This is a genomic window from Neobacillus pocheonensis (assembly GCF_050477905.1).
GTDB classification, from domain to species: domain Bacteria; phylum Bacillota; class Bacilli; order Bacillales; family Cytobacillaceae; genus Neobacillus; species Neobacillus pocheonensis_A.
Map to the genome: position 1 here is coordinate 104,184 of NZ_JBCNAD010000001.1, position 23,776 is coordinate 127,959.

Sequence of the window (23,776 nt, forward strand, 5' to 3'; positions counted from 1 at the left end):
CAATTTACATTTTTGTAACATTAAAGTTTTAATATATTCTTAAAAAAGGGCTGATGTTATGGAAAAGAAATTACTGATTATTTCATCCGATATTACAGGGCATGGGCATAAAAGTATCACAGAATCTCTGTGTGAGAAAGTCCAAACTCATAATGAAGTAAAAATACATGTTGTAGATGGATTTTCGCTTGGTAAACGATTGCTGTTAAATATCGGCAAATCCTACGGTCCCATTACGAGAAATTCAGAAAATCTATGGAAGATGATTTGGAAACTATCTGCTTTAAAACCCCATTTAGTAGACAATTTTATTGAATTACTGATAAGGGATAACTTTCTAAAATTACTGGACGAAGTGAAACCAGATATGATTTTATCCGTTCATCCTAATTTTAATGGCTCCATCTTGAACATTTTAGAAAAGCAAAATATAAATATCCCTTTCTTTACTCTCATTGCCGATCTTGTAAACATTTATCCCCTTTGGGCTGATAAAAGGGCCAATTTCATTATTAGCCCCACTTTTGAAGCCCAAAATAAGTGTATTGAATTTGGGATTCCGAATGAAAAAATCAAGGTTTCCGGATTTCCAGTCCGATCCCGATTTTTTCCGAAGAACTATAAACAACGAAAATTCTATAATAAAGAACAATCTTTAACATGCTTAATCATGAGCGGTGGTGAAGGTGTAGGAAATATGAAGAAAATAGCTGAAAACCTCCTTAATGATTTTGATTGTAAAGTAAAAATTGTAGCTGGGAAAAATGAAAAACTCAAAACTAAGCTGGAAAGATCCCTTAAGGCCAAATATGGTGATCGAGTAGAGATTTACGGTTTCACCCAAAATATCCAAGATTTAATGCTTACTTCTGACATCGCTTTTACCAGAGGCAGTCCCAATGTCATGTTTGAGGCAATAGCTACCAATACACCGCTTATTATTACTGGGGCTTTGCCAGGTCAGGAAGAGGATAATCCAACCTTTGCCGAGAATTTCAATTTGGGAGTGGTATGCAAAAACCCAAAGGAAATTAAAGATACCATAACTGAATTACTAGGAAATGATGGAGAAAAACTAAATGAAATGATATACAGTCAAAGGAAATTTATAAATGCAAATGCAGCTGAAGATATTTTACAATTCATTCTGAAGGTCGGAGAGCCTTACTATGAAGAAGCCAAAGTAAAACTTTCTTAAAAAATAAGCTGACTTAAAAGGTCATTGATGAACCACTTTTTAGAGTCAGCTTTTCTTTTTTCCTTAACTCTTTAAAACAAATTAACATTCGTAACCATTGCTAGATTGTATGCATCAATATATTCTTAAAAACAAGCTCTGGTCTTTCCTCCGTAATTAAATGTCCTGTTTTTTCATACGTAATTAACTGGGCATCCGGCAAATCTCGAACTAGTCGTTGACCCACTTCCACAGGAACAACTCGGTCTTCCTCTCCCCATATTAATAATGTTGGGACTTGAATATCCTGAAGTTGTTGCGGCAGTAAATCACCCTCACGATGACGCAACAGTCGAATTAAAGCTTTATAAAACCCTTTTTCCGCAAGTGGTTTACCGAATTCTTCAATCAATTCATCATTGATCAATGTTTGGTTAAAAAAGACGTTTCGCAAGTGATGTGTGACGTCCTTTCTTCGAATGTAATAATGAAGGAATTTTTCAAAGAAAGGTAAATAGGAACTGTAAATGAGAAGTTTTTTTGCCCGCTTTAAATATCCTGAACTGCATAACAAAAATAATTTGTTAATTTTCTCTGGAGCGATTAGAGCCATATTTAAAGCGATTTGACCTCCCATTGAATGAGCCACAATATAAGTGTTAGAGTACCCAAACTGATGGATGCATTCAATCATTAACTTCGCATAGTTTTCAAAACTATAAATAAACGATGTCGACTTCTCACTTTTTCCAAAGCCGGGGAGATCGACGGCGAGGATGGAAAACTGCTTTTGTAGTAAAGGAATGATACGACGAAACGTATAAGTCGAAGATGCAAAACCGTGGATTAGAAGAATGGGTGGTTTATCATTCAATATGTATTCGCAGTACAAGTTGATATCAGCTACTTTAATGTAGGTTTGATTCAATCCAAAGACAGTCAACGTGTTCCTCTCCTCAACGAATTAATAAGTTGTCTTATTATTTATCAATCGGAACATGAGGATGCAGAAAACATCAACTTAATTTTTCAAAGAAAATCGCTTCACAAATTCCTTGTTTAAAATTAACATCCAATTTACGTTTTAGAAACACAATAGAGAAAAACATATGTTATTTTTAACCTATTATTTTTATTCATTAGCCTTTTTCCATTGTTCTACTAGTCCATACACCAGTTTTCATGAAATTTTGATACTTTCAACCTAATTTATACGAATGGTAATGCAAATAGTTAAATCTCAATCTCTAAAGGATTAAGAGTCTCATCATTTTAAATTAGGAGGATTTCATGAGCATATTTTTTCAGTCATTAAGAAAATTATCAACATTAGAATTAAGCTTAATACTATGTTTCCTTTTACCGCCATTAGGCATTTTTCTGTTATTACTTAGCGGTTTACAAACCATCAGTAAATACTGGAAGGAAAAAAAGCGGTTCGTCTTTTCCTTGAGCTCCTCTTTTTTCCTATGCCTATTTATCTCAACCATTGGAGCTGCCATTTCCATGAAGGAGATATCTTATTTAAATATAAGTGTGATGATTCTAGGATACTGGGGTTTACATGTAAGAATCTTGGAAACGGAAAAGCATCAATTATTACATCATTTTCGATTGATCATGATTTTTGGAGGGGTGTACAACTGTGTGATTGGGTGGGTCTCACAATGGTGGACCTTTCCTCCAGCCCTCGGCTATTTAACGGGCACTGTTCCCTTAGGCTTAGGCCATTTTGATTTTAACCGGCTAGTTGGCAGTCCTACAACCCAAACTTTACTGTCTATATTCTGTTAATTGCCATTTCCTTTCTTTTAGCTTACCTGCTTACTTGTTTGCGAAACTATCGATTCATCAGTTTGGTGTGGGCACTTCCGATGATACTCCTGCTAAGCTATGGTGTTATTCAAACCGGTTCAAGGGCAGGCTTTGCGTCAATGATTTTGATTTTTCTTTTATTTTTATTACGATTAAACCGAACTGCCTTTATTATTAGTACAATCTTCAGCTTGTCGCTTTCTAAATGGCTGCTGGATTTTATGCCTAGAAACGAGTTGGTGAATCAATCAATGCAAGTTAGGCTGGACATCTGGAAATGCGCAATTAAGATCTGGCAGAATCATTCCTTCTTTGGTGTTACTCCAATCGGCTTTGGCCAAGAATATTTAATCAATTACAATGAATTCGTACCACATGCCCACAATATATTAATTGGGATGTTTGCAGAGTACGGGACACTAGGGGGATTAGCTTTTTTATTTGTTATCTGTCTAAACTTTGTAAAGTGTTTTCATTTATTCTTTCCAATACGCAGTAATAAATGTTTATTGGACAGCTTTTTGCTTGGCTTACCCATTGTCCTTCTCACGGGAGTCTTTGACGAGCCTCTATTTTCACCGCAAATAGGATTTTTAACGGTTATCTTATTTGCTTGTTGGGACAAATATACGAAACGGATGCATTATGTCCTAGCATATCCATTAATTTCACGATTTAAAGATTGGATTTATGTACATGTCCTGGCACCGAAAAATCAAACATAAACGATTCATAAGGGTTTTAAAAGCAGTCATGAATTCACCTATCAAATATTATTTAATTTAGCCTCCCTGTACTTGCAGGGAGTTTTTTTATCAATCTATCAATTACGCTATCTCTTATGTAAAAATCAAACCCTAGTATCATTTGTTTTTCGTGCTGCTTTAAATAGATTATCGAATTTAACATTATTGAATAGATTTTAAGGGGGGTTCCTAATGAAAAAAACTTATTCACTTCTCCTTGTGATTCTCATTTTTCTCGGATTATTCTGCTTATCCAATAACTATCATGCGTCCGCGCATGCCGGAAGCTACGGCTTTGCCAAAATCACAGCTGAAGGAGACACGGTATACATCACCCTCCTTATCGATTCATTATCCATCTCCGAATTCCCGGATGTAGATACCAATCATGATGAGATCGTCGATCAAAATGAATTGAAAAGCACCTACGACAAGGTAATCCGTTCCTATATTGAAAAAGGACTGGTAGTGAAAAATAATGGCCGCGTTTTGCCTATGTCCCATGTAGGGCAATCCGTCCCCCAACAATCGATGATTCAGATCGATTTATTATTTAAGGATGTTTCCAAGATCGGAACAGTGTCAATCAGCTATGATTTGTTTTTTGAGCGGTCCGAAAACAAACATACGAATGTAGCCACGTTTGAAACGTTAGACGGAAAGTCGTTCGAATATATATTTTCTAATGATAAAAAAGTGTGGACAGGAACATTTGGAAAAGCTGCGGGATTTTTTGACACGGCCGGGCAGTTTATTCAGCTTGGCCTCGAACACATCTTAACCGGGTACGACCATATGTTGTTTCTGATTGCCTTACTTTTGGTAAAAATAAAGTTTCGAAGTATGGCAGCAGTCGTTACCTCCTTTACTTTGGCGCACAGCATCACCCTGATTTTAGCAGCTTTGGACATCGTGTCGCTGGAATCCCGTTTTGTTGAAGCAACAATTGCTTTAACCATCGTTTACGTAGCTTTGGAAAATCTTTGGTCAAGGGCTCATGGGCACCGCTGGGCTTTAACGTTTGCCTTCGGATTGATTCACGGGTTTGGTTTTGCCGGAGTGCTGCAGGAAATCGGTTTGCCTAAAAATCACGAGCTTACTGCCCTGCTTTCATTCAACCTTGGGGTTGAGTTGGGCCAATTGCTCATAGTGGTTTGCATTTACCCACTGTTAAAAAAAGTGGGAAATTCCCGGTGGTGGCCAAGAGCTGTACAGATTGGTTCCATTCTTGTGGGACTTGCTGGAGCGTATTGGTTTGTTACCCGGGTTTTCACCTGAAATTTATTGCTATTAAACTATAATTAACTGAAAATTCACGAAAATTTTACACTGATATTCACAATCCCTCCATATGCTAAAGTAGTAACCTAATAACGGATTTGGAGGGAGAAGAAAGAGTGAGAGAAACTTTGAATTGGAACGCATTGAAAAAAGCAGTTCCTGCTTTTGTTCTTACGGCCTCATTATCTGCGGGCTTGTGTTTGGCCTCCGGGAATCCGGAAACGCCTTACGGCCTCAAAAACACCGAGAATGATAAGAACCGTTTCATTCAAGTACAATTACTCGGCATTAACGATTTACATGGACAATTGGACATTACCCGTAAATTTAACGGAAGGTATATTGGCAGAGTTGAATATCTCGCGGCCTATTTGAAGCAAAGGAAAGCGGAAAACAAAAACACCCTTTTGGTCCATGCAGGTGACATGGTTGGCGGCAGTGCACCCGTATCTTCGCTTTTAGAAGAGGAACCGACGATTGAAGTGTTGAACAAAATCGGCTTTAATTTAGGAACATTAGGAAATCACGAATTCGATCGCGGTGTTAAAGAAATGATGCGGCTGATCCACGGTGGAAACAACCCGAAGACTGGAACCTTTGAAGGTGCTCAATTCCCTTATGTATGTGCCAACGTTATTGACGAAAAGACGGGTAAACTGATACTCCCTCCCTATGAAATTAAAAAGTTTCATGGCATACCGATTGGCTTTATCGGCGTAGTATTGAGCGATACACCCAAGATTGAGACTGCGAGTGTATTAGCAGGAGTAAAGTTCACAGATGAAGTGAAAGCCATTAATAAAGCGGTGGCAAATCTGAAAAAACAAGGCGTTAAAGCGATTGTCGTTCTTGCCCACAATGGCGGCAGTCAGTCCGCTTTGACCGGTGCCGCTAATGGAGAAATCATTGATATCGCCAAAAAGATAGACGATGAAGTAGACGTGTTGTTTGGCGGACATACTCACACGTATCTTAACACAGAAGTGGACAGAAAGTTGATAGTTGAAGCTTACTCTTACGGGACTGCTTTCTCAGACGTCCACTTGGAGCTTGATCCGGCAACTAAAGATATCGTAGCCAAAAAAGCTGAAATTGTAAACGTCTATCAGGACGCCATTAAACCAGACCCAGAAATCAAGGAATTAATGAAAAAGTACGAAGCTAAAGTCGCTCCCATCGTTAATAAATTGGTTGGGAAGGCTGTAAACGACATTACCAGCACTAAGAACAAAGACGGTGAATCCGCAATAGGCAATCTGATTGCAGATTCGGAACGAATAGCAATGAACTCTGACCTCGCTTTTATGAACCCTGGTGGAATCCGGGGGGACATCCTAGCTGGAGAAGTCACTTGGGGAGAGTTGTTCACCATTCAACCTTTTAAAGAAAATCTTATCAAATTGAATTTAACCGGCGACCAGATCCGCCGTCTCTTGAATCAGCAATGGCAGCCGCAGGGTACAGTGCGAATGCTGCAAATTTCCGGTTTGAAATATACCTGGGACGGAACGAAAGGTGTTGGAAGCAAAGTCATTGATATCTACCGTGCTGATGGAACCCCTATCGATCCTAAAGCAAAATATACTGTTACGGTACCCGAATACCTGGCTAATGGCGGTGACGATTTCAGCGTTTTTCGTGAAGGGACAGACAAAGTGGTTGGTCCCGTTGACATCGATGTGTTTGAAAATTTCGTTAAACAGCTGAAGCAGCCAATTTCCTATTCAATCCAAGGACGGGTCAAGAAAATTCAATAAACAAACGTTAGGTGACATTTGTATTTTTCAACCACTGTAAGCAGAAAATGATATGCCCTGGAATGATATATGTTATAAGATCACAAAAAGAATCCTATTGCAAAGCACCGTTCCTATTTATGCGAAATGCTGTCTTTTATATGTGATATGATAAATTGGATATTAAACAAATAAAAAACAACATGTTGAAATTTGCTAAAAAAATCAACATGTTGTTTTTACTTGTCAATTATTATAGGAACAAACCTACAATCGTTCCAGTTAAGACTGATCCCATTGTTGCGACTAACAATACCTTTAAACCAACTTTAGCTAACTCACTTGCCTTTTCATTATTGATAGCTTGTACAGTTCCTAAAATAATTCCAATCGAAGAGAAGTTAGCGAATGAAACTAAGAATGATGATACGATACCTACAGTCTTATGAGACATATGAGGGATCATTTTCATAAAGTCTAACATTGCAACGAACTCGTTTGCGGCTACCTTAGTACCCATGACTGAGCCAGCTTTAACAATTTCATTTGCAGGAATACCCATGATCCAAGCGATTGGCGCGAATACATATCCAAGTACGCCAGTGAAAGAGATACCAAAGATTGAAGTGAAAATCCAGTTAACTGCCGCAATCAATCCTACATAAGTGATAAGCATAGCGCCTACGATTAAGGCCGTCTTTCCGCCTAGCAAGGTCCAGTTGCCGATTGCTTCGAAAAGAGATTTTTCAGGGATCATTCCCTTAATATCGATTTGTTCATCTTCTTCTTTACGAACAGGACATACGATCGTTGATAAGATAAGTCCAGAGAATACGTTAATTGGTAACGCAACCAATACGAATTCCGCAGGAATCATTTGCATGTAAGCACCTAAGATCGAACAGCTTACCGCAACAAGAGAAGAAGTAACAACAACGAACAAACGGTTACCAGAAAGCTTAGGAATAAATGACTTAACAGAAAGAATAGCAGATGTATCACCAAATACCATAGAATTCACCGCAACAAATGATTCCACTTTTGGTAGACCTGTGATTTTACTTACTGCACCACCAATGTATTTAATCGCTAATGGTAATATTCTTGAATAAGTTAAGATACCTAGAAGAGCTGTGACGAATACAATCATCATGAGAACATCTACAAAGAATAAATGCTTTCCTGCAAGATCACCAAATACGAATGAGATACCGTCATTACCAAAAGAAAGAACTTTGTTAAATCCATCTACGACCTTGTGCAGAACTTTTTTACCGATTGAAGTATTAAGCATAAACCAAGCTAAAATCAACTGAACAGCTGCCATGACACCAACAGCACGATAGTTGATGTTTTTCTTATCATTTGACATTAACCAAGCTATACCTACTAGAGCTAGGATTCCAATGATTCCGATTATGATTGACATATTATTTTACCTCCAAAGCATTATTCACATGGATTGTTTGAATACTTTTTTCTTTTTTATATAAGAATTTCAATTTGAAAAAACTAACAATAAAATACGCAATAGCTAGAATTAATACACAAGTCCAGATTTGATTGACCATTTTTGAACTCCAAACACCTAAAAAATACAGGAGCGCAGGTATGGTCAAGGTTACCCATGACTGAACAAATGCAACTCTGCCAATATAATGGTCAATTTTCTTATTAAGTGCGTTGGCTAAAAAGAACAAAAACCATAAAAATGCCCACATGCCCCATGTTAATGCATTGACAACATTATGAAAGTGAATAAAAGATGTTAAGGTATATACAATTCCTATAACAGCAACCCATAGACTAAACCATCCGAGTCCGCTGCCATCAAGTCCCTTCAATAAAGTGAAACCAACATATAAATAGGTTAAGCCAAATAGAAAAATTGATGCATCATTATAAAGTTCCCAATGATCTTGACTCGAAACAACGATTAAATAAAATGGGATAATCATTTGAATGGTTCCAATGAAAATATTAAAGATCCCTACACTTTTTGCATCGGCTTTTCCTAATAGCATGAGACTGTTTAGAAATAAGACTGCACCTGAAAGAAATAAACCAACAAAACCCATATTAAATGTTGTGAAAAACCATTTTCACAACTTTCCCTCCTTCGCCTTAATCGCGGCATTTTCTTTAATTTACTAACACCAACAGATTCTTCATGAAACGCTTTCACTTTTTAATACCTCACTAATATATCATATATTTTGAACAAATGTTAAATCATATTTGAACAAAATTTAAATTAATTTTTTACCATTTTCTTTAAAAATGCCCATTTTATCATAAAATGTTCAAATTTATCTAAAATATATGAAATTTTGTAAAATCAGCATGAAAAAATGTAAATATCAAAACAATGAAAATAGTCCATATTTTCGTTACGATTGTAAGAAAAACATTAAAATATTTAAATTTCCTGTAATTAGTTCATTATTAATGAGTTTATATTTCACCGTCTCCACAGACATATCGATTTCAAATTTTGGCTAGAATAAGTTGGTATTGAGTGCCTATTCATTGGAATATCCGACAAAAAGAGACACATTTTAATATACTAATGTGTCTCTTTTAATATTTAAAATTTCGAGATATTCTTTCTCTGGTTCATAAAACTACATAATTCCAATATCCCCACACACACTGCATTTCAGCTTTGATTCAGTCATTAAAATATCCCCTTCCATACCAGGATTTTTCATTTGCTAATTCAAGTGTATTACATAACAACAACATATTAAGCAGCGGTAAAAACTAAAAAAAATAGGCCTAATGGAAGGATCGCTTATGATTCAAGGACCTATATTGTTGCAAGACCCCATTCTTATAAAACAATACTTTTTTATATTGCCAAAAGGTTACATAAAGTGTAAAATTACCCTAATATCTCCAACCCTCAGCGGATAACGAAGAATCACATTATTTCTCTAAACGATAAATAAATATTTGCAAATGGCGGTGATGATAATGAAATTAAAGAAAATTATAATCGCTATCATATTAATTGCTATCATTGTTATAATAGGGTATTTCCTAAATGGATTATTTGGAAATCCCATAAGTAAGAGTATTGCTGAAAAAGAAGTTTTAACCTATTTTGAAGAAAAATATAACAAGGACTTTCAAGTTTATTCTTCTAACTATAATTTTTTAATTCCAGATTATAACATTAAGATGGGACCTAGTGATGATCAAGAAGTTGTCTTTGAAACCTCTAGATATGAATTAAAAAGGTTTGACTCATACGGTGCGTATTTGGCTCAAGAGGAATTAAAATCGAGAATGCTTGAAATTATTGCTAAAGATTATCCAGAGATTAAGTTTACACTTCAGGTTGAGGAGCAACATGATATAGATGTTGCGGGTGTTGAATTTGCCTTTTTTGCTTCAAATCCTCAGATAAGATTAGAAAAGAATTATTTTTCGACCAATATTTCTTGGGTAGACACTGGACTTAGCAATGATGAAACCATCATGCTGATGGATGAAATTGCCCTTAAGATAAACAACGAACTAAAAGGCATTCCAAAAGAACTTGCTTTGGACATTTCTGTAAAAGACAAAAAAAGCGGAGAAGAAATTTTCTATAGATTTTATGTCAAAGGAAAAGCTATTATCAAAGATTAGCAGCCGATTACTTCTAATACAGGTAAAAGGGCAGACGAACGTATCGTCTGCCCTTTTGGTAAATCCTACTTTGAAAGAAAATCATCTAAATATTTTATGACTTCCTCTCGCTTACCCGACACTTTTGCTGCCCGCTTTTCGTCTTTATCGAACTTCTCTAAGGATCCCTTTAAAATTTCTTGTTCTACTTCTTGAGGAATGATCACGACGCCATCGGCATCACCAACAACGATATCTCCCGGATGGACAGTCGTTCCACCGCACGAGATAGGAACATTAATTTCTCCCATACCTGCTTTTCCACTGGCTGCAACAGCCGTTCCTTTGCAAAACACCGGATAATTCAACGCTTTTATCCCCTGAATATCCCGAATAACGCCGTCGACAATGATGCCTTTAATCCCCAATGTCTGTGCCAAGCCAACAATAAAGTCTCCCGCGATTGCCCGGTAAGTGTCCCCTTTGGCATCAATCACTAAAACATCTCCTGGCTTCGCTTCTCTGATGGCCTTTAGTACAACCAGGTTGTCTCCTACAGGCATTTTCACAGTAAAAGCCCTACCTGCCACTCGATACTCATCTTTTAATGGCTTAATCGCTGGATCCAAATTGTTGAGGCCTTGCATGGTATCAGATATACATGTTGTTGGTACTTTCTCAAACTGGTCCACAATAGTCATTGATCATATCTCTCCCTATTACCAAAATTTAAATTCTATTAAGCAAATATTAACTCAAAAATTTGATATTTAAAGAAATGGTTTTCATTCATGTACTGCTATTCCTATTTAGAATATCCTACAAAACCTATCTACGCCCTTCAGACGGTGGTTAAATTTGTCCAAATCCATGGAAATAGGTTAGGGAATTCGACACATTTTTTCAAAAACCGCAAAAAACGGACAAACTTCTTAAGTTTTTTCTCGAATTATATAAGGCAAAATTTTAAGCCGAAAACAAACTTACATATACATTCTATTTTTTTAACCACTCTCTTATTCAAAAATCTATAAAGCAATATAAGATATTAGGAGGTTTGATCAGTTGAGATCTCAAAAAAAGAAAAAGAAGCGTAGACTTAGAAAATGGGTGAAGGTGACGGGCACCATTCTTCTTCTGATGCTAATTGGCGGAGGAGTTTACGGATACTCTGTCTATAAATCTTTATATCATGCCGTTGAAGCGATGCAGCAGCCGCTTGAGCTAAAACACTCTGAAAAACGGAAGGAACCGGTATCAGTCAAAGCAAAGGATCCGTTTTCGGTATTAATGCTGGGGGTTGATGAGCGTGAAGGCGACCGGGGCCGCTCTGATACGATGATCCTACTGACGGTCAACCCAAACAATAAATCAGTGAAAATGCTTAGCATTCCGCGTGACACTCTGACTGAAATAATCGGTAAAGAAAAAAAAGATAAAATTAACCACGCCTATGCATTTGGCGGTATTCCAATGGCGATGAGGACGGTTGAAAACTTCCTTGATATTCCGATAGACTATTATATCGAGGTTAATATGGAAGGCTTCACCGATATGGTCGATGCCGTTGGCGGTGTAAAGGTTCAAAATGATTTAGATTTCACCGAGGACGGATTCCATTTTGCCAAAGGGAAATTAACTCTTGATGGAAAAGAAGCCTTAAGCTATACAAGAATGCGACATGAAGATCCGCGAGGCGACTTTGGCCGCCAATCAAGACAGCGCCAAATTATTGAAGGCGTGGTCAAAAAAGGAGCTAGTATTTCAAGCTTAACAAAGTTTTCCGATATTTTTACTGTCCTCGGAGAGAACGTAAAAACAAACCTTACCTTTGACCAAATCGTCTCGATTCAAAAAGGCTATAAACATATCGGCTCATCTATTCAGCAAATGGAGCTAGAAGAACAAGGAAAAATTATTGATGGCATTTATTACGGACTAGTTTCTCCTGAAGAAAAGCAAAGAGTCCAAAATGAATTAAAAAATCAACTTGAATTAAAGAATAGTGAAAGTTGATTGAAGTTTAATTCCATTCTGAAAAAACACCCATGAAATTAGGTGCTTTACCATGTTAAAGAAGTAAGCTCCCCGCCATAAAAATCGGGAGCTTATTTCTTTTCCAACTCAAAAAAACAGAAATTTTTCTAAAAAAATATATAAACATAGTATTAATGTTGTTTAAGGTGGTAATCTCTGATGATTTCTCCTGCAAGTTTAACTATACGTCGGCTCCTTCAGCCAAAGTACCTCTGACACATGCTGGGGATTGCACCCATACAGTTCACTAACTTTAAAAGCATGTACTTCTACATATGTATCTTTGATTCGATCATAGACCCAATGTTCCGGTGTATGTACGGGCGACCAGCAGAAAATGTCCATTTTATTCAACTCTTTTGTGACCACATGGATTCTTTCATAACCAATGCCATCCATCTTTAAGAAACCATTCTTTTCATAAAACCGGATTCTTTTTTCCGAATCAGGATCCCTTGGTGTAGCCGGCTCAACCTCCAATATGATGGCTTTCCCCTTTTGTTTTAGCTCATTAAGAATCACGCTGCCCCTGCCCTTACCCCGGTTGCTTCCGAACACGATAATAAAATCAATAAACAAATAATCTGCTTTTTCGAAATAAACAACCACGTAGTCTGGACCTTCTAGTAATTGATAGATTCCTTGCTTTTCTTGAAAAAGTAACTCAAAATGCCTTTTTGATTTCATTTCTTTTTCTGGAAAATACTCTGTTAATCTACTATACCAGTCGCTCATCAATATTACCCTCCCAATAACATTTGTTCACAACACCACCTATTCTAAAACGATGACAATAATTTTCCTACGGAGATATTGTCGAAAATTTCTAACATATTCCAACAATAAAACAATTTTTCCAACATAAAATCGACAAAATAACTGGATTTTTTGCCGAAATATCAGGAAAACGGCATTACACTCGTGTCATAAGCTAGATTTTCGTCGAATATTGTAAATATTTTTTATTATTCAATAAATAGTTTTTTGATAAAATTATCACTGGTTACACGTACATACATCAAAAGGTAGGGGTGTTATGGAATGGTAGAGAAAAAAGGTAGTAGAACAGCATTGTTGGGCTGGAGCCTGCAAGCCATTGAAGCAATAGACAAAATGAAACGTCCGTATGTTGTCGTTGGTCCTCCTGAATTTAAAGATTTTGCAGACACAAATGGGATCCCGTTTATTCCATGGCAATTTGACCTTTCAATCGAAAGATCTGACGAACTTTGTGAAAAATTAAACGAGTTCAATACGAAAGTAACGGTTCCAATTTATGAAGAAACCGTTGAATGGGCTGGTATCCTGAATGCGAAGCTGAGAAATAACCCCCGACTTTACAAAAAATCCCTGCTTTTAAGAGACAAGGGCTTAATGAAGCGTAGAGCACAATTAGCCGGCATCCGAGTCGGAATATTTGAAGAAGCCTACTCAAAAGATGATATTTATTGGTTTTTCAAACGAGTGAATGAAGCATTACTGAAGCTTGATGGAGAAGTCAATGAACCGATTCATGTCAAACCTTTTGATAAAGCCGGTACAGTCGGCCACCACATGATTAGGGACCCACGAGATGTGGATAAAATTAATGATTCTGAATTTCCTCTTCTAATGGAAAGTCACTTGGAGGGCCAGGAATTTTCGTGTGAAGCCTTTATACATAATGGCAAGGTACGATTTTTAAATATTACCGAATATGTTGAGCTTGGCCATTCCAATTTCATCCCTGCTTCTCCTTCCCTTGAAAAATGGCGGCCGCAAATTACCGTAGCAATTGAGAAACTAGTAGCTGCTTTTGAGATCGAATACGGCATTATCCATCCTGAATATTTCGTTACACCAGATGGAACTTTGTATTTCGGGGAAGTAGCGGCGCGTGTTCCTGGCGGCCATATTTTTGAATTAATAGAAAAAGCATATGGCTTTAGTCCGTTTCAAGCCCAGGTGCTTTGCAGCGATCCTGACACAACCGAAGAAGAATTGAAAGCCTTTTTCCCTAAAGAAGTCGTTTCAGCACAAGGCCATGCCGGCAGTTTAATGGTTTATCCAAATGTAAAATCCATCAACAAACTCAATCTGCCTGAAGAACTGAAAACGCATTCCTATTTTGATAAACATGATATGTTCATTCCAGTCACCTCGAAGGTGGCCGAACGAGTGGGCTTTGGAAATCACTACGGCACCATTTTCTTTTTTGGAAAAGACAGCGAAGAAATCAGGTCGCTCATGAAAAAATATGAAAATTATGATTTCTATCTATAAGGGGGGAATAGAAACATGAGCACAGTAACAATGAAGAAAAAGATGAACAAACAAACTTTCGTTTTAAAAAATAAATTTGAAACGGCGCTAGACAAGCTTGAACAGGCAAAGCCTTTCGCGAAAAGCCTCTATCAGACAGAGGTCTGCCAACTGGCGATTGAGCTTGCCGGGTCAGATGATGGACTTTCCGTCCTTTATGAAAATGCCAATCGGTTTGATCATGCGGGTGTCTTCCACGGCGGCCTATGGGAGGACCCGACTAAAATGCAGCCACCGTTCGTTGGCGGTTCATTAAAATTAAAAGAAGGGTTCAATTCCATTCTTGAATTATTAAATGAAATGAGAATCCTTTCGATTGCCAAAGGCGATTACATACATAAAGACATGAGCATGGGAGAGGCAAGTTCCTTTTTAAATGAAGTTCTTGCTCTTAATCTTGATCTGTTATTCCCGGCGGATGTAGTGGTTGAAGATCATATCATCCGAGCGCAGCGCTTGTTCCATTACCTTGGTCAGGAGCTTTCCTTTAAAGCTATAGCGGCGAAGATTGTTCAAGAAATAGAACGTCTTACCGTACAGCGGCCGATCATCACAGGCCGGATCTTAAATATGATCAACATGTCAGGTCCACTAATTAAAAGCGGCATTGAGGAAGATACCGCAGAAGCGCTTGAAAAGTACTCACGTGCTGCTAATGCGCCAACACCGCTAAGCAAGAATGTGGCAAATCAAAGAGATTACAGACTTAACTTAGAAAACGCTTCTGAAGATAAGCTTGAGGATGAGGCTAAAGTTTTTGCAAAAGCGATGAAAGATACGGGGCTTGTTTCCCCTTATCATGCGGTTCTGCTTCGCTTCCTTAATCGGAAGAATAGCACGCTGATTCCAGCGTCCCTTGATTTATCCGAAACAGGACTGGCCAGCTATACGGCCAATCAAAAACTCATCCATGACATCATCCAGATTTCCATTTATCCTGAAACCCGGCAGGCCATTTATGGTCTTGCAAGGATGCTTGACCGTGGAGTGCTAGCGCTTGACTCCACCCGATATGCCTTAAGCAGCCTGTTCGAGCTTCCTATTCATGCTCTTGTACGTCAAGCGCTCACAAATTCTGAGATGGAACATGGTGGAATCAGCATCAACGGATTGCTTATTGCCGGAGTCATGAGTGTGATTGGACAGCCGCTTGGAGTGGGACAAGGTCATAATCCAACCTGCCATTCAGCGAGGGCCATTTCCCTCTGGTCTCAGCATGCAATCGGACAGCTATTGGAACACATTATTCGCGCCGCACGTGACCATGACATCAACATGACATTTGAAGGAGAACCCATCCATTCAAGTCTGCTTTTAGGCGAAGCGGCAAGTGAAAGCCATCACGATTTGGATCCGGTATCGATTATTCTAGTACCACATCTCGATAAAATTTATAAAGAAATGTTGAGACGGACCCTTCTTCGCGGTGAGGATGGACATAAGTGGGTGAATCCGGAATTTTACGGTGAGTGGATTCCAAGAGGCTTTATTAATGTGATTGACCAAATAACACTTAATGTCACAAATTATCCAGCTTTCGTCAAGTTATTCTATGCCACCCACCACCCAGAATATAATGAAGGCTTTGAATTGATTTATCCAAATCCTGTTGGCATTTTCAGTACAAACGTACACGGGGAACTGCTAGGGCTTCACGCTGTTTCCATCCAAAGGATTAAGAAAGACAAGAACGGTGAATACCGGATTTATTTTTACAATCCTCACAACGATTCGTCCCAGAATTGGGGTCAGGGCATCAAGGCAAGTGTCTCAGGATTCGGTGAACTCGAAGGAGAATCATCCTTGCCGTTCCATGAGTTTATTTCTAGAATGTATGCTTTCCACTATAACCCCTTTGTGCAAGGCGACACTTATATGGTGGAAGACCGCCTAGTGGAAGAAGTGGAAGCATTAGCAAAAGAAAGTTGGGGGAAAAATTACGTTTGGGCTTGATACGAGAAGTCCAGGCTTTGGATTGATGCATATGGACTAGACCGCACTTCCTGAGATAAAGCTATCATCCAACGATAAAGAAAGCATATTCTCAAAAATAGGAAAGAGGGATTTTATGCATTTACAGGAAAACAACGGAACACATGAACTAAAGAGGACCATGAAGACAAGGCATTTATTTATGATCTCACTTGGAGGGGTCATTGGATCGGGACTTTTCTTAGGCTCGGGCTACACCATCAGTCAAGCTGGGCCGACAGGGGCGATTCTTTCTTATATCGTGGGAGGCTTTATCATGTTTCTAACGATGCTATGTCTCGGCGAATTGTCTGTCGCTATGCCGGTTTCTGGATCGTTCCAAACGTATACAACAAAATTCATTGGTCCTGGAACTGGCTTTGCCCTGGGCTGGCTTTATTGGTTAGGCTGGGCTGTTACGGTGGCATTAGAATTTTTAGCTGCTGGACAGCTGATGCAAAGATGGTTTCCTGATGCACCTGTTTGGATCTGGAGTGCTATTTTTGCCGTCTTATTATTCTTACTAAATGCTCTTTCAGCAAGAGCGTTTGGTGAAGCAGAATTTTGGTTTTCAAGTATTAAAATCACCGCAATTATTCTGTTTATCGTCTTAGGTGGAGCCGCAATGTTTGGATTCATCGAAATGAAAGGCGGCCATACGGCACCATTTTTAACGAATTTCACATCACACGGGCTTTTACCTCACGGATTTTCAGCGTTAATTGTGACGATGATCGCAGTGAATTTTTCCTTCCAAGGTACCGAATTAATTGGGATTGCTTCTGGGGAAAGTGAAGAGCCGGAAAAGACGATTCCGAAATCGATTAAACAAACTGTCTGGCGTACCCTCTTCTTCTTTGTTTTAGCGATATTTGTCGTAGCCGGTTTAATCCCGATGGAAAAAGCCGGAGTGGTCGAAAGTCCCTTTGTCGTCGTATTTGATAGTATCGGAATTCCTTACGCTGCGGACATTATGAATTTTGTCATTCTTACTGCCCTGCTTTCCGTTGCTAACTCTGGTCTATATGCTGCCACTCGGATGTTGTACGCGATGTCAAAAGAAAAAATGGCAAGTCCTTATCTTACCAAAGTAAATAAACGCGGCGTACCAATTAACGCCCTTTTGTTTACGCTCGGAATTGCTCTATTATCACTCCTTTCAGGATTCTTTGCAGAGGAAACGGTATTTATGTGGCTCTTGTCTGTAGCAGGATTAGGTGCTCAGGTTGGCTGGATTTCTATTTCAGCCTCGCAAATCGCCTTCCGCCGAAGATTTATCCGTGAAGGCGGCGATGTGGCTGACCTTAAATTCAAAACACCGTTTTTCCCAGTGCTGCCTCTCATTGGATTGTTGTTAAACATTTCTGTACTGGTAAGCTTAGCCTTTGACCCTGCACAGCGATTAGCCCTTTATCTTGGTGCACCGTTTGTGGGAGCATGCTACCTCATCTATCATTTTAGAATTAAAAAGCATCGTGAACAGGACCTTGAAGATAAACATGAAATAGATTTGAATGAAAATAAAAAAATGGTTATTTAATTCTAGTAAAAAGGGACCCGAAATATCATTTTCGTGGTCCTTTTTTTGTTTTATTTTGTAAAAAGAAATACTTTTATTCGTGGCTCCTAGACCTTCAAATATTTATTACATATTTTTGGCCCCTTATAACCTATTTTTAGCCGCTTACTACCTTTTTTCGGACACTTACTACATATTTTACAATACTTACGACATTTCCTGGATTTTAACTGGAAATTAAACAAATCCTTAAATACTTATTACATAATTTTTAGCACTTACTACATATTTTCGAACACTTACTACATATTTTACAATACTTACGACATTTCCTGGATTTTAACTGGAAATTAAACAAATCCTTAAATACTTATTACATAATTTTTAGCACTTACAACATATATTCGAACACTTACTACATATTTTACAATACTTACGACATTTGCTGGATTTTAATTGGAAATTACCTCTGATCTTTTTGTGTAAAAATATTTTATTTGAATTATCCATTATCTATATGTTACATTAATGAATAATCACTTTAATTTTTGTAATATTCATAAAATTAAATAAATTAATATTTATTCCTTTTTGTTTTTTCCTCTTATTTGTCATGCACAATAAATATCATCAATAAGATACTGTAGAAGAAATTTTCTGGAAAGGAAAATGGACATATGGGACTTTTTCTGTATTCTTCAGAGAATTCGTTTCAAAAAGCATTACATCAGCTGCGGCAAGCATCCAATAAAAGTTTTTTTCAACAAGCCGTTCTAGAAGAAGCAGCTGCCCTGCTCATCGAGCCCAATGGATTGGTAAAGCTTTTTAAATATGCACATCTCTTGGACGAAGCCGGGCTATTTGCCGGAAAGCCATGGGAGAATGTCAAAAAGCTCAACCCAGTTCTCGTGCGAGGTACCTTCCATGCCGGCGGGACTATGGCAGCAGCCGAAGCCTTAAGCGAGCTACGAATTCTCGCCATTGCTAGAGGTGATTATGTCCATCCGGAAATGTCAGCGTTTGAAGCAACTGAATTTTTGACAAAGGTAATGGCACTAAACCTGGATCTATTATTAATGAGGGAAACGGAAGAAAATCGCGTCATGCAGTTGTACAAAGATAAACAGGCGTCGGAGATTTTAGGATTTATCTCAGACCACTGCTTTTCGCCGCTCGTTTTTCAAAGCCTGTATCAGGAGGTCGATAATCTAGCCGTCCAAAGGCCGATCGTAACGGACAAAATACTGAAATTGATTGCCAGCGCCAAAAGATTAGCCGGCGGCCTCGAAGAAAAAGATTCCAGCTTGATGCATTACGAAAAAGCAGTATATTCGCCATCCGAGCTATCGGAGTCAACTTCCATCGAAAAGTATGAATTGATATTGAAAGCGAGTAACGATTTAGTATTAATTCGGGAAGCGGGGCAGCTGAGGGAATCCATGCAGAAAACCGGTTTAGTTTCACCGTTCCATGCCATTTTCTTAACCTATATCAATAAAGAAAAGCAAGATTTACTGCAAAGTATGTTGTGTCTGGACGAAACAGCCCGAAAAAACATACGTTTAAATCAGTCGTTTATATCAAAATTAATTGACACAGCCGTCACCATCAAAACACGGAGAAGCGTTTATGGGTTAATCCGCCTCCTGCAGAGGGATATTTTTTCAAAAGAATTGATGGAAGAACTAGAAAAGCTGATGAAGGTTCCCCTTCATAAAAAAATCAACTCAAGACTGACTGGAGTTCATAAAAATCAAGCTGTGCATCGTTCCTTGCTAGTCTCAGAAATGATTAGTGTTCTAGGGCAGCCGCTTGGTATTGGTCAAGGATTTAACCCAACCTGCCAATCGACAAGAGCCATCAGCTATTGGTCACAAAAGGAGCCAGTCAAGCTCCTCAACATGTTTAACGAGTTCCTCGAACACGGCAAAATCACCATCGAATTTGAGGGAAGGACCCTTTCCTCTGATTTGCTCACGCAAGCACCTATGGACGATGAAGATAATATCGATACCGTTTCGCTGCTCTTGATTCCTCACCTTGATTCCATTTATTTTGAGATGTTAAACGCTGCTAAAGGACGCGGGCAGGATCCCCATAAATGGATCAACCCGGCTTTTCATATCAAAGGAATCTGGAATGAGTTTTCTGATGCCTTTAATGACTTAGAGTTTATCGCCAAATTCCGCCGTTACTATCACCCTCTGTGCAATCCAACGATAAATGAAGGGCTCCCTCAGCCGGCCGGCATTATTATTTACAGCCAATCTGGTCAAGCGCTTGGAGCCCATGCTGTCCTGATTCAAAGGGTTGGCCTTGACCCAAAAGGCTGCCTGCGCGTTTATTTTTACAATCCCAATAACGACAGTCTTCAAGTGTGGGGCAACTCCATTCGAACTAGCGTTTCCGACAATGGCGAGCTTGAGGGTGAGTCGTCTCTTCCATTTGATGATTTCCTTCACTGCTTATACGCTTTTCACTTTTCAAATTAGAATAGATAACCGCATACGTCAATGGTACTTCAGATTATCCCCCTTCACTTAATTGTCGCGAAGGGGGATATTTAAATGAATAGAAAGGGGAAAACATGAAATGAAAAAAACGTTTATTAATGGAAAAATATTTACCGCAAATCCTGAGCAACCCTATGCCAGTGCCATGATCGTACGTGATGGTAGGATTTTCTGGATTGGTGAACAAACAGAATTAGAAAAAATCGAAGGGGATATTGTGGACCTAAACGGCAGAAGAGTGCTTCCGGGACTGATTGATGCCCACTTGCACCCTCTCTGGCTTGCCAATGCTTCGACTCAAATCGCCTGTACCCCTCCACTCGTTAATTCCATCACAGATTTAATTGAACAAATTCGGAATGTATCTAAAACCCTGGAAAAAGGCCAATGGATTGAAGGCTGGGGGTATGATGAAGGGAAATTGCTCGAGCAAAGAGCACCAACACGCTGGGATTTAGACCAAGCTACATCAGACATTCCGATTTTTATTACTCGGACATGTACTCATATTGCCGTTGTAAACAGTAAAGCATTAAAACTTGCAGGCATTACGAAAGAGACAGCTGACCCTGAAGGCGGAGAGATTGACCGGGATTCTAGTGGCGAACCAACAGGAATCTTACGGGAAAATGCCAAAGATCTCGTTCATCGCATCATGCCGGCGAAATCTCTTGAAGATACCGCCGTATCCCTTGCTGCGTTAGGCTCCTTCCTGCTCTCACATGGAATTACCGCGATAACGGATCTTTCGAGCAGAACTGAACCTGAAGATTACATCGAGTTGTATAAAACAGCGGTCAAAAAAGGGCTAAAACAGCGGTCGGTGCTTTATTATCTTTGGGAGGATTTGAAGGAGCAGCCACGATTGAATCCCGATCATCTTAATCGAGAAAATCAAATTCATATCGGAGGCATCAAGCTGTTTTCAGACGGCAGCGTCTCTGGAAAAACGGCCTGGGCCCATACGCCATTTTTAGGAGAAGAAGAAAATTACGGGATTCTAACGACGTCTAAGGAAGAGTTAGTCGCTGCGGCAAAAGCAGCCAAACAGCACCATGTCCAATTGGTCATCCACGCGATGGGCGGACAGGCGATTGACTTAATCATTGATACTTTCTATGGCGAAGAAGGCTGGTTGACCGATACGCCATCGATTCGAATGGAACATGCAGCAATGCCAACACCTCGGGCCCTTAGGCGCGCTGCTGAAATGGGCATGGCGATTGTGACCCAATCTATTTTTATCTTTGCCGAAATTGAAAGCTACCATAATAATCTTGGGTTGGAGCGGACCAAGCAGACCTATCCAATTCCATCAATGCTGGAAGCAGGTGTAAAAGTGGCACTTTCTTCCGATGCCCCATGTACTGCCTGGGCAGATCCTGCAAATCCGTTTGTTGGAATCAAGTCAGCAGTCACCCGTTTGTCCTATAATGGGGCGGATACTGGTCAAGAACAACGAATCGACGTCGCCACCGCCATTAGGCTTTACACAAAAGAAGCAGCCGAGATTACAGGAATCCCCGACGTTGGTCAGCTGGCTCCAGGCTATCATGCTGACTTTATCGTGCTTGAACAGGACATATTGGAAATGGATAATGACAAGATTGATAGAATTCGGGTTGAGGAAACTTACATGGCTGGGAATCTAGTTTTTCAAAGATAATTGGCGGGCAAAGAGGATGGAATCGAAATACGTTATTGAAAAAATAGAAGAGCCCTTTGGGACAAAATCAACTATTAATCTTGGAAATTGTCCCATAGAACCTCCCTATGGGACAAACTCTACTTTCTATACTTGAAAACTGTCCCATAGAACCACTCTATGGGACAAACTCTCCTTTCTAAAATTTGAAAATGTCCCATAGAACCACTCTATGGGACAAACTCTACTTTCTATACTTGAAAAATGTTCCATAGAACCTCCCTATGGGACAAACTCCACTTTCTATACTTGAAAAATGTCCCATAGAACCTCGCTATGGGACAAACTCCACGTTCTATACTTGATAATGTCCCATAGAACTACGGAAACATCAACAACCTTTCGAACATGATACCAAATTTAGGTTATTTCAACCTTATGATCCTTTTTTGCGGTAGATTGGTTCTTGGAACCTAGTAAATTAACAACGATGACTCCAGCAATTGCAATAACACCGCCATTAATGGAAAGCATCGTTGGCCATTCTTGTAGCAAAATACCCGCAACTAGGACCGCAAATACCGGTTCAATATATAACATACTCGTAACAGCCCCTGCCTTTCCCGCCCCGAGCGCGATTGCCCATGTGACATAACCAATAGCCGTCGGAAAAATACCGATATAAAGCGCGGATATATTGGCCTCCATTGTCGCATGTTGAATATCCTCAAGCAGCCCTGGAAAAAAAATAAAAAATGGCAGCGTTCCAGCCCACGTAAAATACACGGTTAATTCCATCGATGTATAGCGTCTCAAGAGAGGTTTTTGGTAGGCAAACAACACAGACGTCGCCACGGCAGACATGAGAACTAAAAAGGCGCCTTTGGATATTTGGAAAGACGGGCCTGCAGTTCCCAATGTAATAATAGCGATTCCCACAAAACCTAAAGCCAATCCAATCCAGCCAAACAAACCCATACGTTCTTTTAAAATAAATACAGAAATAAGTGCAGTAAAAATAGGTGCAGAAGATACTAACATACCAGCAGTCCCCGCTGATACAGTTTGTTCACCAAACGTAACCCCGATATGATAAATGCTGATGCCAACCCAGCCAAGAACTAGAACTCGCAGCAAGTCTTCTTTTTTCGGCAGCCTAAATTTCACACCAGGCCATAAGGCATATATAGCAAAAAGAACTGACGCAATCAGGTAACGGCTGAGAATTAAGTGGCCGGATGAATAGCCCCCTTGTAAGCCGATCCGAATCGCAGCAAAAGTCGACCCCCAAATGATGACCGTGATCGATGCCATGATAAAAGCTTTGGTGTTCAATTCTTCTCACCTCCATCAATTCGTACCGAATCAAGATTATCATGGAAATATAATTGTGGCAATAATTTGAATTATTGCCATATAA

Annotated in this window: 18 protein-coding genes; 12 read left to right on the forward strand and 6 right to left on the reverse strand. The window is 39.2% G+C overall.

Translation table 11 applies throughout. From position 1 onward, the window contains the following. The first annotated feature begins 58 nt into the window (after window positions 1–58). The gene (locus tag ABES02_RS00565; RefSeq protein ID WP_430129377.1) at window positions 59–1,198 is read left to right on the forward strand and encodes an MGDG synthase family glycosyltransferase; all 1,140 of its coding nucleotides are present in this window, start codon (window positions 59–61) and stop codon (window positions 1,196–1,198) included. 100 nt (window positions 1,199–1,298) lie between these two features. Here the strand turns inward: ABES02_RS00565 and ABES02_RS00570 are convergent, their stop codons facing one another. After that, entirely contained in the window at window positions 1,299–2,120 is an 822-nt protein-coding gene (locus ABES02_RS00570; RefSeq protein ID WP_430129379.1) for an alpha/beta fold hydrolase, read from the reverse strand. Window positions 2,121–2,467: 347 nt separating this feature from the next. Here ABES02_RS00570 and ABES02_RS00575 point away from each other — a divergent pair, with 347 nt between their 5' ends. The 4 genes from ABES02_RS00575 to ABES02_RS00590 all read left to right on the forward strand — a co-directional run bounded on the left by ABES02_RS00575 (window position 2,468) and on the right by ABES02_RS00590 (window position 6,776). Next, window positions 2,468–2,971, forward strand: a complete 504-nt coding sequence (locus ABES02_RS00575; protein WP_430129382.1) for a hypothetical protein — start codon at window positions 2,468–2,470, stop codon at window positions 2,969–2,971. A gap of 80 nt (window positions 2,972–3,051) precedes the next feature. Continuing rightward, window positions 3,052–3,717, forward strand: a complete 666-nt coding sequence (locus tag ABES02_RS00580; protein ID WP_430129385.1) for an O-antigen ligase family protein — start codon at window positions 3,052–3,054, stop codon at window positions 3,715–3,717. Window positions 3,718–3,930: 213 nt separating this feature from the next. Beyond that, the gene (locus ABES02_RS00585) at window positions 3,931–5,016 is read left to right on the forward strand and encodes a HupE/UreJ family protein (protein WP_430129388.1); all 1,086 of its coding nucleotides are present in this window, start codon (window positions 3,931–3,933) and stop codon (window positions 5,014–5,016) included. 119 nt (window positions 5,017–5,135) lie between these two features. Further along, complete coding sequence (locus ABES02_RS00590) at window positions 5,136–6,776, forward strand: bifunctional metallophosphatase/5'-nucleotidase (RefSeq protein WP_430129391.1); 1,641 nt, start codon at window positions 5,136–5,138, stop codon at window positions 6,774–6,776. A 232-nt stretch (window positions 6,777–7,008) separates the two neighbouring features. Here the strand turns inward: ABES02_RS00590 and ABES02_RS00595 are convergent, their stop codons facing one another. Both ABES02_RS00595 and ABES02_RS00600 read right to left on the reverse strand, forming a co-directional pair. After that, window positions 7,009–8,184 (reverse strand): NupC/NupG family nucleoside CNT transporter, encoded by a 1,176-nt coding sequence (locus tag ABES02_RS00595; protein WP_430129394.1) that lies wholly within the window; start codon window positions 8,182–8,184, stop codon window positions 7,009–7,011. A gap of 1 nt (window position 8,185) precedes the next feature. Further along, window positions 8,186–8,833, reverse strand: coding sequence for an AmiS/UreI family transporter (locus tag ABES02_RS00600; protein ID WP_430129397.1), 648 nt, complete (start codon window positions 8,831–8,833; stop codon window positions 8,186–8,188). Between the two features lie 898 nt (window positions 8,834–9,731). On the opposite strand from ABES02_RS00600, the gene ABES02_RS00605 reads away from it, so the two are divergent. Further along, window positions 9,732–10,391, forward strand: coding sequence for a hypothetical protein (locus tag ABES02_RS00605; RefSeq protein ID WP_430129400.1), 660 nt, complete (start codon window positions 9,732–9,734; stop codon window positions 10,389–10,391). A gap of 65 nt (window positions 10,392–10,456) precedes the next feature. Here ABES02_RS00605 and ABES02_RS00610 read toward each other — a convergent pair whose 3' ends face one another. Further along, window positions 10,457–11,071 (reverse strand): RraA family protein, encoded by a 615-nt coding sequence (locus ABES02_RS00610; RefSeq protein ID WP_430129403.1) that lies wholly within the window; start codon window positions 11,069–11,071, stop codon window positions 10,457–10,459. A 364-nt stretch (window positions 11,072–11,435) separates the two neighbouring features. Here ABES02_RS00610 and ABES02_RS00615 point away from each other — a divergent pair, with 364 nt between their 5' ends. Continuing rightward, entirely contained in the window at window positions 11,436–12,386 is a 951-nt protein-coding gene (locus ABES02_RS00615) for a LytR family transcriptional regulator (protein ID WP_430129406.1), read from the forward strand. A gap of 198 nt (window positions 12,387–12,584) precedes the next feature. On the opposite strand, the gene ABES02_RS00620 is transcribed toward ABES02_RS00615, so the two are convergent. Next, window positions 12,585–13,142: a GNAT family N-acetyltransferase gene (locus ABES02_RS00620; protein WP_430129409.1), complete on the reverse strand. Its 558-nt coding sequence runs from the start codon at window positions 13,140–13,142 to the stop codon at window positions 12,585–12,587. A gap of 306 nt (window positions 13,143–13,448) precedes the next feature. Between ABES02_RS00620 and ABES02_RS00625 the strand changes: the two genes are divergently transcribed. The 5 genes from ABES02_RS00625 to ABES02_RS00645 all read left to right on the forward strand — a co-directional run bounded on the left by ABES02_RS00625 (window position 13,449) and on the right by ABES02_RS00645 (window position 22,377). After that, a complete protein-coding gene (locus ABES02_RS00625) occupies window positions 13,449–14,669 on the forward strand; it encodes an ATP-grasp domain-containing protein (RefSeq protein ID WP_430129412.1) in 1,221 nt (406 codons plus the stop codon). Window positions 14,670–14,684: 15 nt separating this feature from the next. Further along, window positions 14,685–16,661, forward strand: coding sequence for a hypothetical protein (locus ABES02_RS00630; RefSeq protein WP_430129415.1), 1,977 nt, complete (start codon window positions 14,685–14,687; stop codon window positions 16,659–16,661). Window positions 16,662–16,776: 115 nt separating this feature from the next. Then, window positions 16,777–18,219, forward strand: coding sequence for an amino acid permease (locus tag ABES02_RS00635; RefSeq protein ID WP_430129418.1), 1,443 nt, complete (start codon window positions 16,777–16,779; stop codon window positions 18,217–18,219). A 656-nt stretch (window positions 18,220–18,875) separates the two neighbouring features. After that, entirely contained in the window at window positions 18,876–20,690 is a 1,815-nt protein-coding gene (locus tag ABES02_RS00640; RefSeq protein ID WP_430129421.1) for a hypothetical protein, read from the forward strand. A 100-nt stretch (window positions 20,691–20,790) separates the two neighbouring features. Further along, window positions 20,791–22,377 (forward strand): amidohydrolase, encoded by a 1,587-nt coding sequence (locus ABES02_RS00645; protein WP_430129424.1) that lies wholly within the window; start codon window positions 20,791–20,793, stop codon window positions 22,375–22,377. Between the two features lie 399 nt (window positions 22,378–22,776). Here the strand turns inward: ABES02_RS00645 and ABES02_RS00650 are convergent, their stop codons facing one another. After that, entirely contained in the window at window positions 22,777–23,691 is a 915-nt protein-coding gene (locus ABES02_RS00650; protein WP_430129427.1) for a DMT family transporter, read from the reverse strand. Between the last annotated feature and the right edge of the window lie 85 nt (window positions 23,692–23,776).

Coding starts and splice junctions, on each gene's coding strand:
- ABES02_RS00620 (WP_430129409.1), bottom strand. CDS start 13,142: ATGAGCGACTGGTATAGTAGATTAACAGAGTATTTTCCAGAAAAAGAA.
- ABES02_RS00640 (WP_430129421.1), top strand. CDS start 18,876: ATGGGACTTTTTCTGTATTCTTCAGAGAATTCGTTTCAAAAAGCATTA.
- ABES02_RS00595 (WP_430129394.1), bottom strand. CDS start 8,184: ATGTCAATCATAATCGGAATCATTGGAATCCTAGCTCTAGTAGGTATA.
- ABES02_RS00565 (WP_430129377.1), top strand. CDS start 59: ATGGAAAAGAAATTACTGATTATTTCATCCGATATTACAGGGCATGGG.
- ABES02_RS00605 (WP_430129400.1), top strand. CDS start 9,732: ATGAAATTAAAGAAAATTATAATCGCTATCATATTAATTGCTATCATT.
- ABES02_RS00580 (WP_430129385.1), top strand. CDS start 3,052: ATGATACTCCTGCTAAGCTATGGTGTTATTCAAACCGGTTCAAGGGCA.
- ABES02_RS00585 (WP_430129388.1), top strand. CDS start 3,931: ATGAAAAAAACTTATTCACTTCTCCTTGTGATTCTCATTTTTCTCGGA.
- ABES02_RS00645 (WP_430129424.1), top strand. CDS start 20,791: ATGAAAAAAACGTTTATTAATGGAAAAATATTTACCGCAAATCCTGAG.
- ABES02_RS00635 (WP_430129418.1), top strand. CDS start 16,777: ATGCATTTACAGGAAAACAACGGAACACATGAACTAAAGAGGACCATG.
- ABES02_RS00575 (WP_430129382.1), top strand. CDS start 2,468: ATGAGCATATTTTTTCAGTCATTAAGAAAATTATCAACATTAGAATTA.
- ABES02_RS00600 (WP_430129397.1), bottom strand. CDS start 8,833: ATGGGTTTTGTTGGTTTATTTCTTTCAGGTGCAGTCTTATTTCTAAAC.
- ABES02_RS00625 (WP_430129412.1), top strand. CDS start 13,449: ATGGTAGAGAAAAAAGGTAGTAGAACAGCATTGTTGGGCTGGAGCCTG.
- ABES02_RS00610 (WP_430129403.1), bottom strand. CDS start 11,071: ATGACTATTGTGGACCAGTTTGAGAAAGTACCAACAACATGTATATCT.
- ABES02_RS00630 (WP_430129415.1), top strand. CDS start 14,685: ATGAGCACAGTAACAATGAAGAAAAAGATGAACAAACAAACTTTCGTT.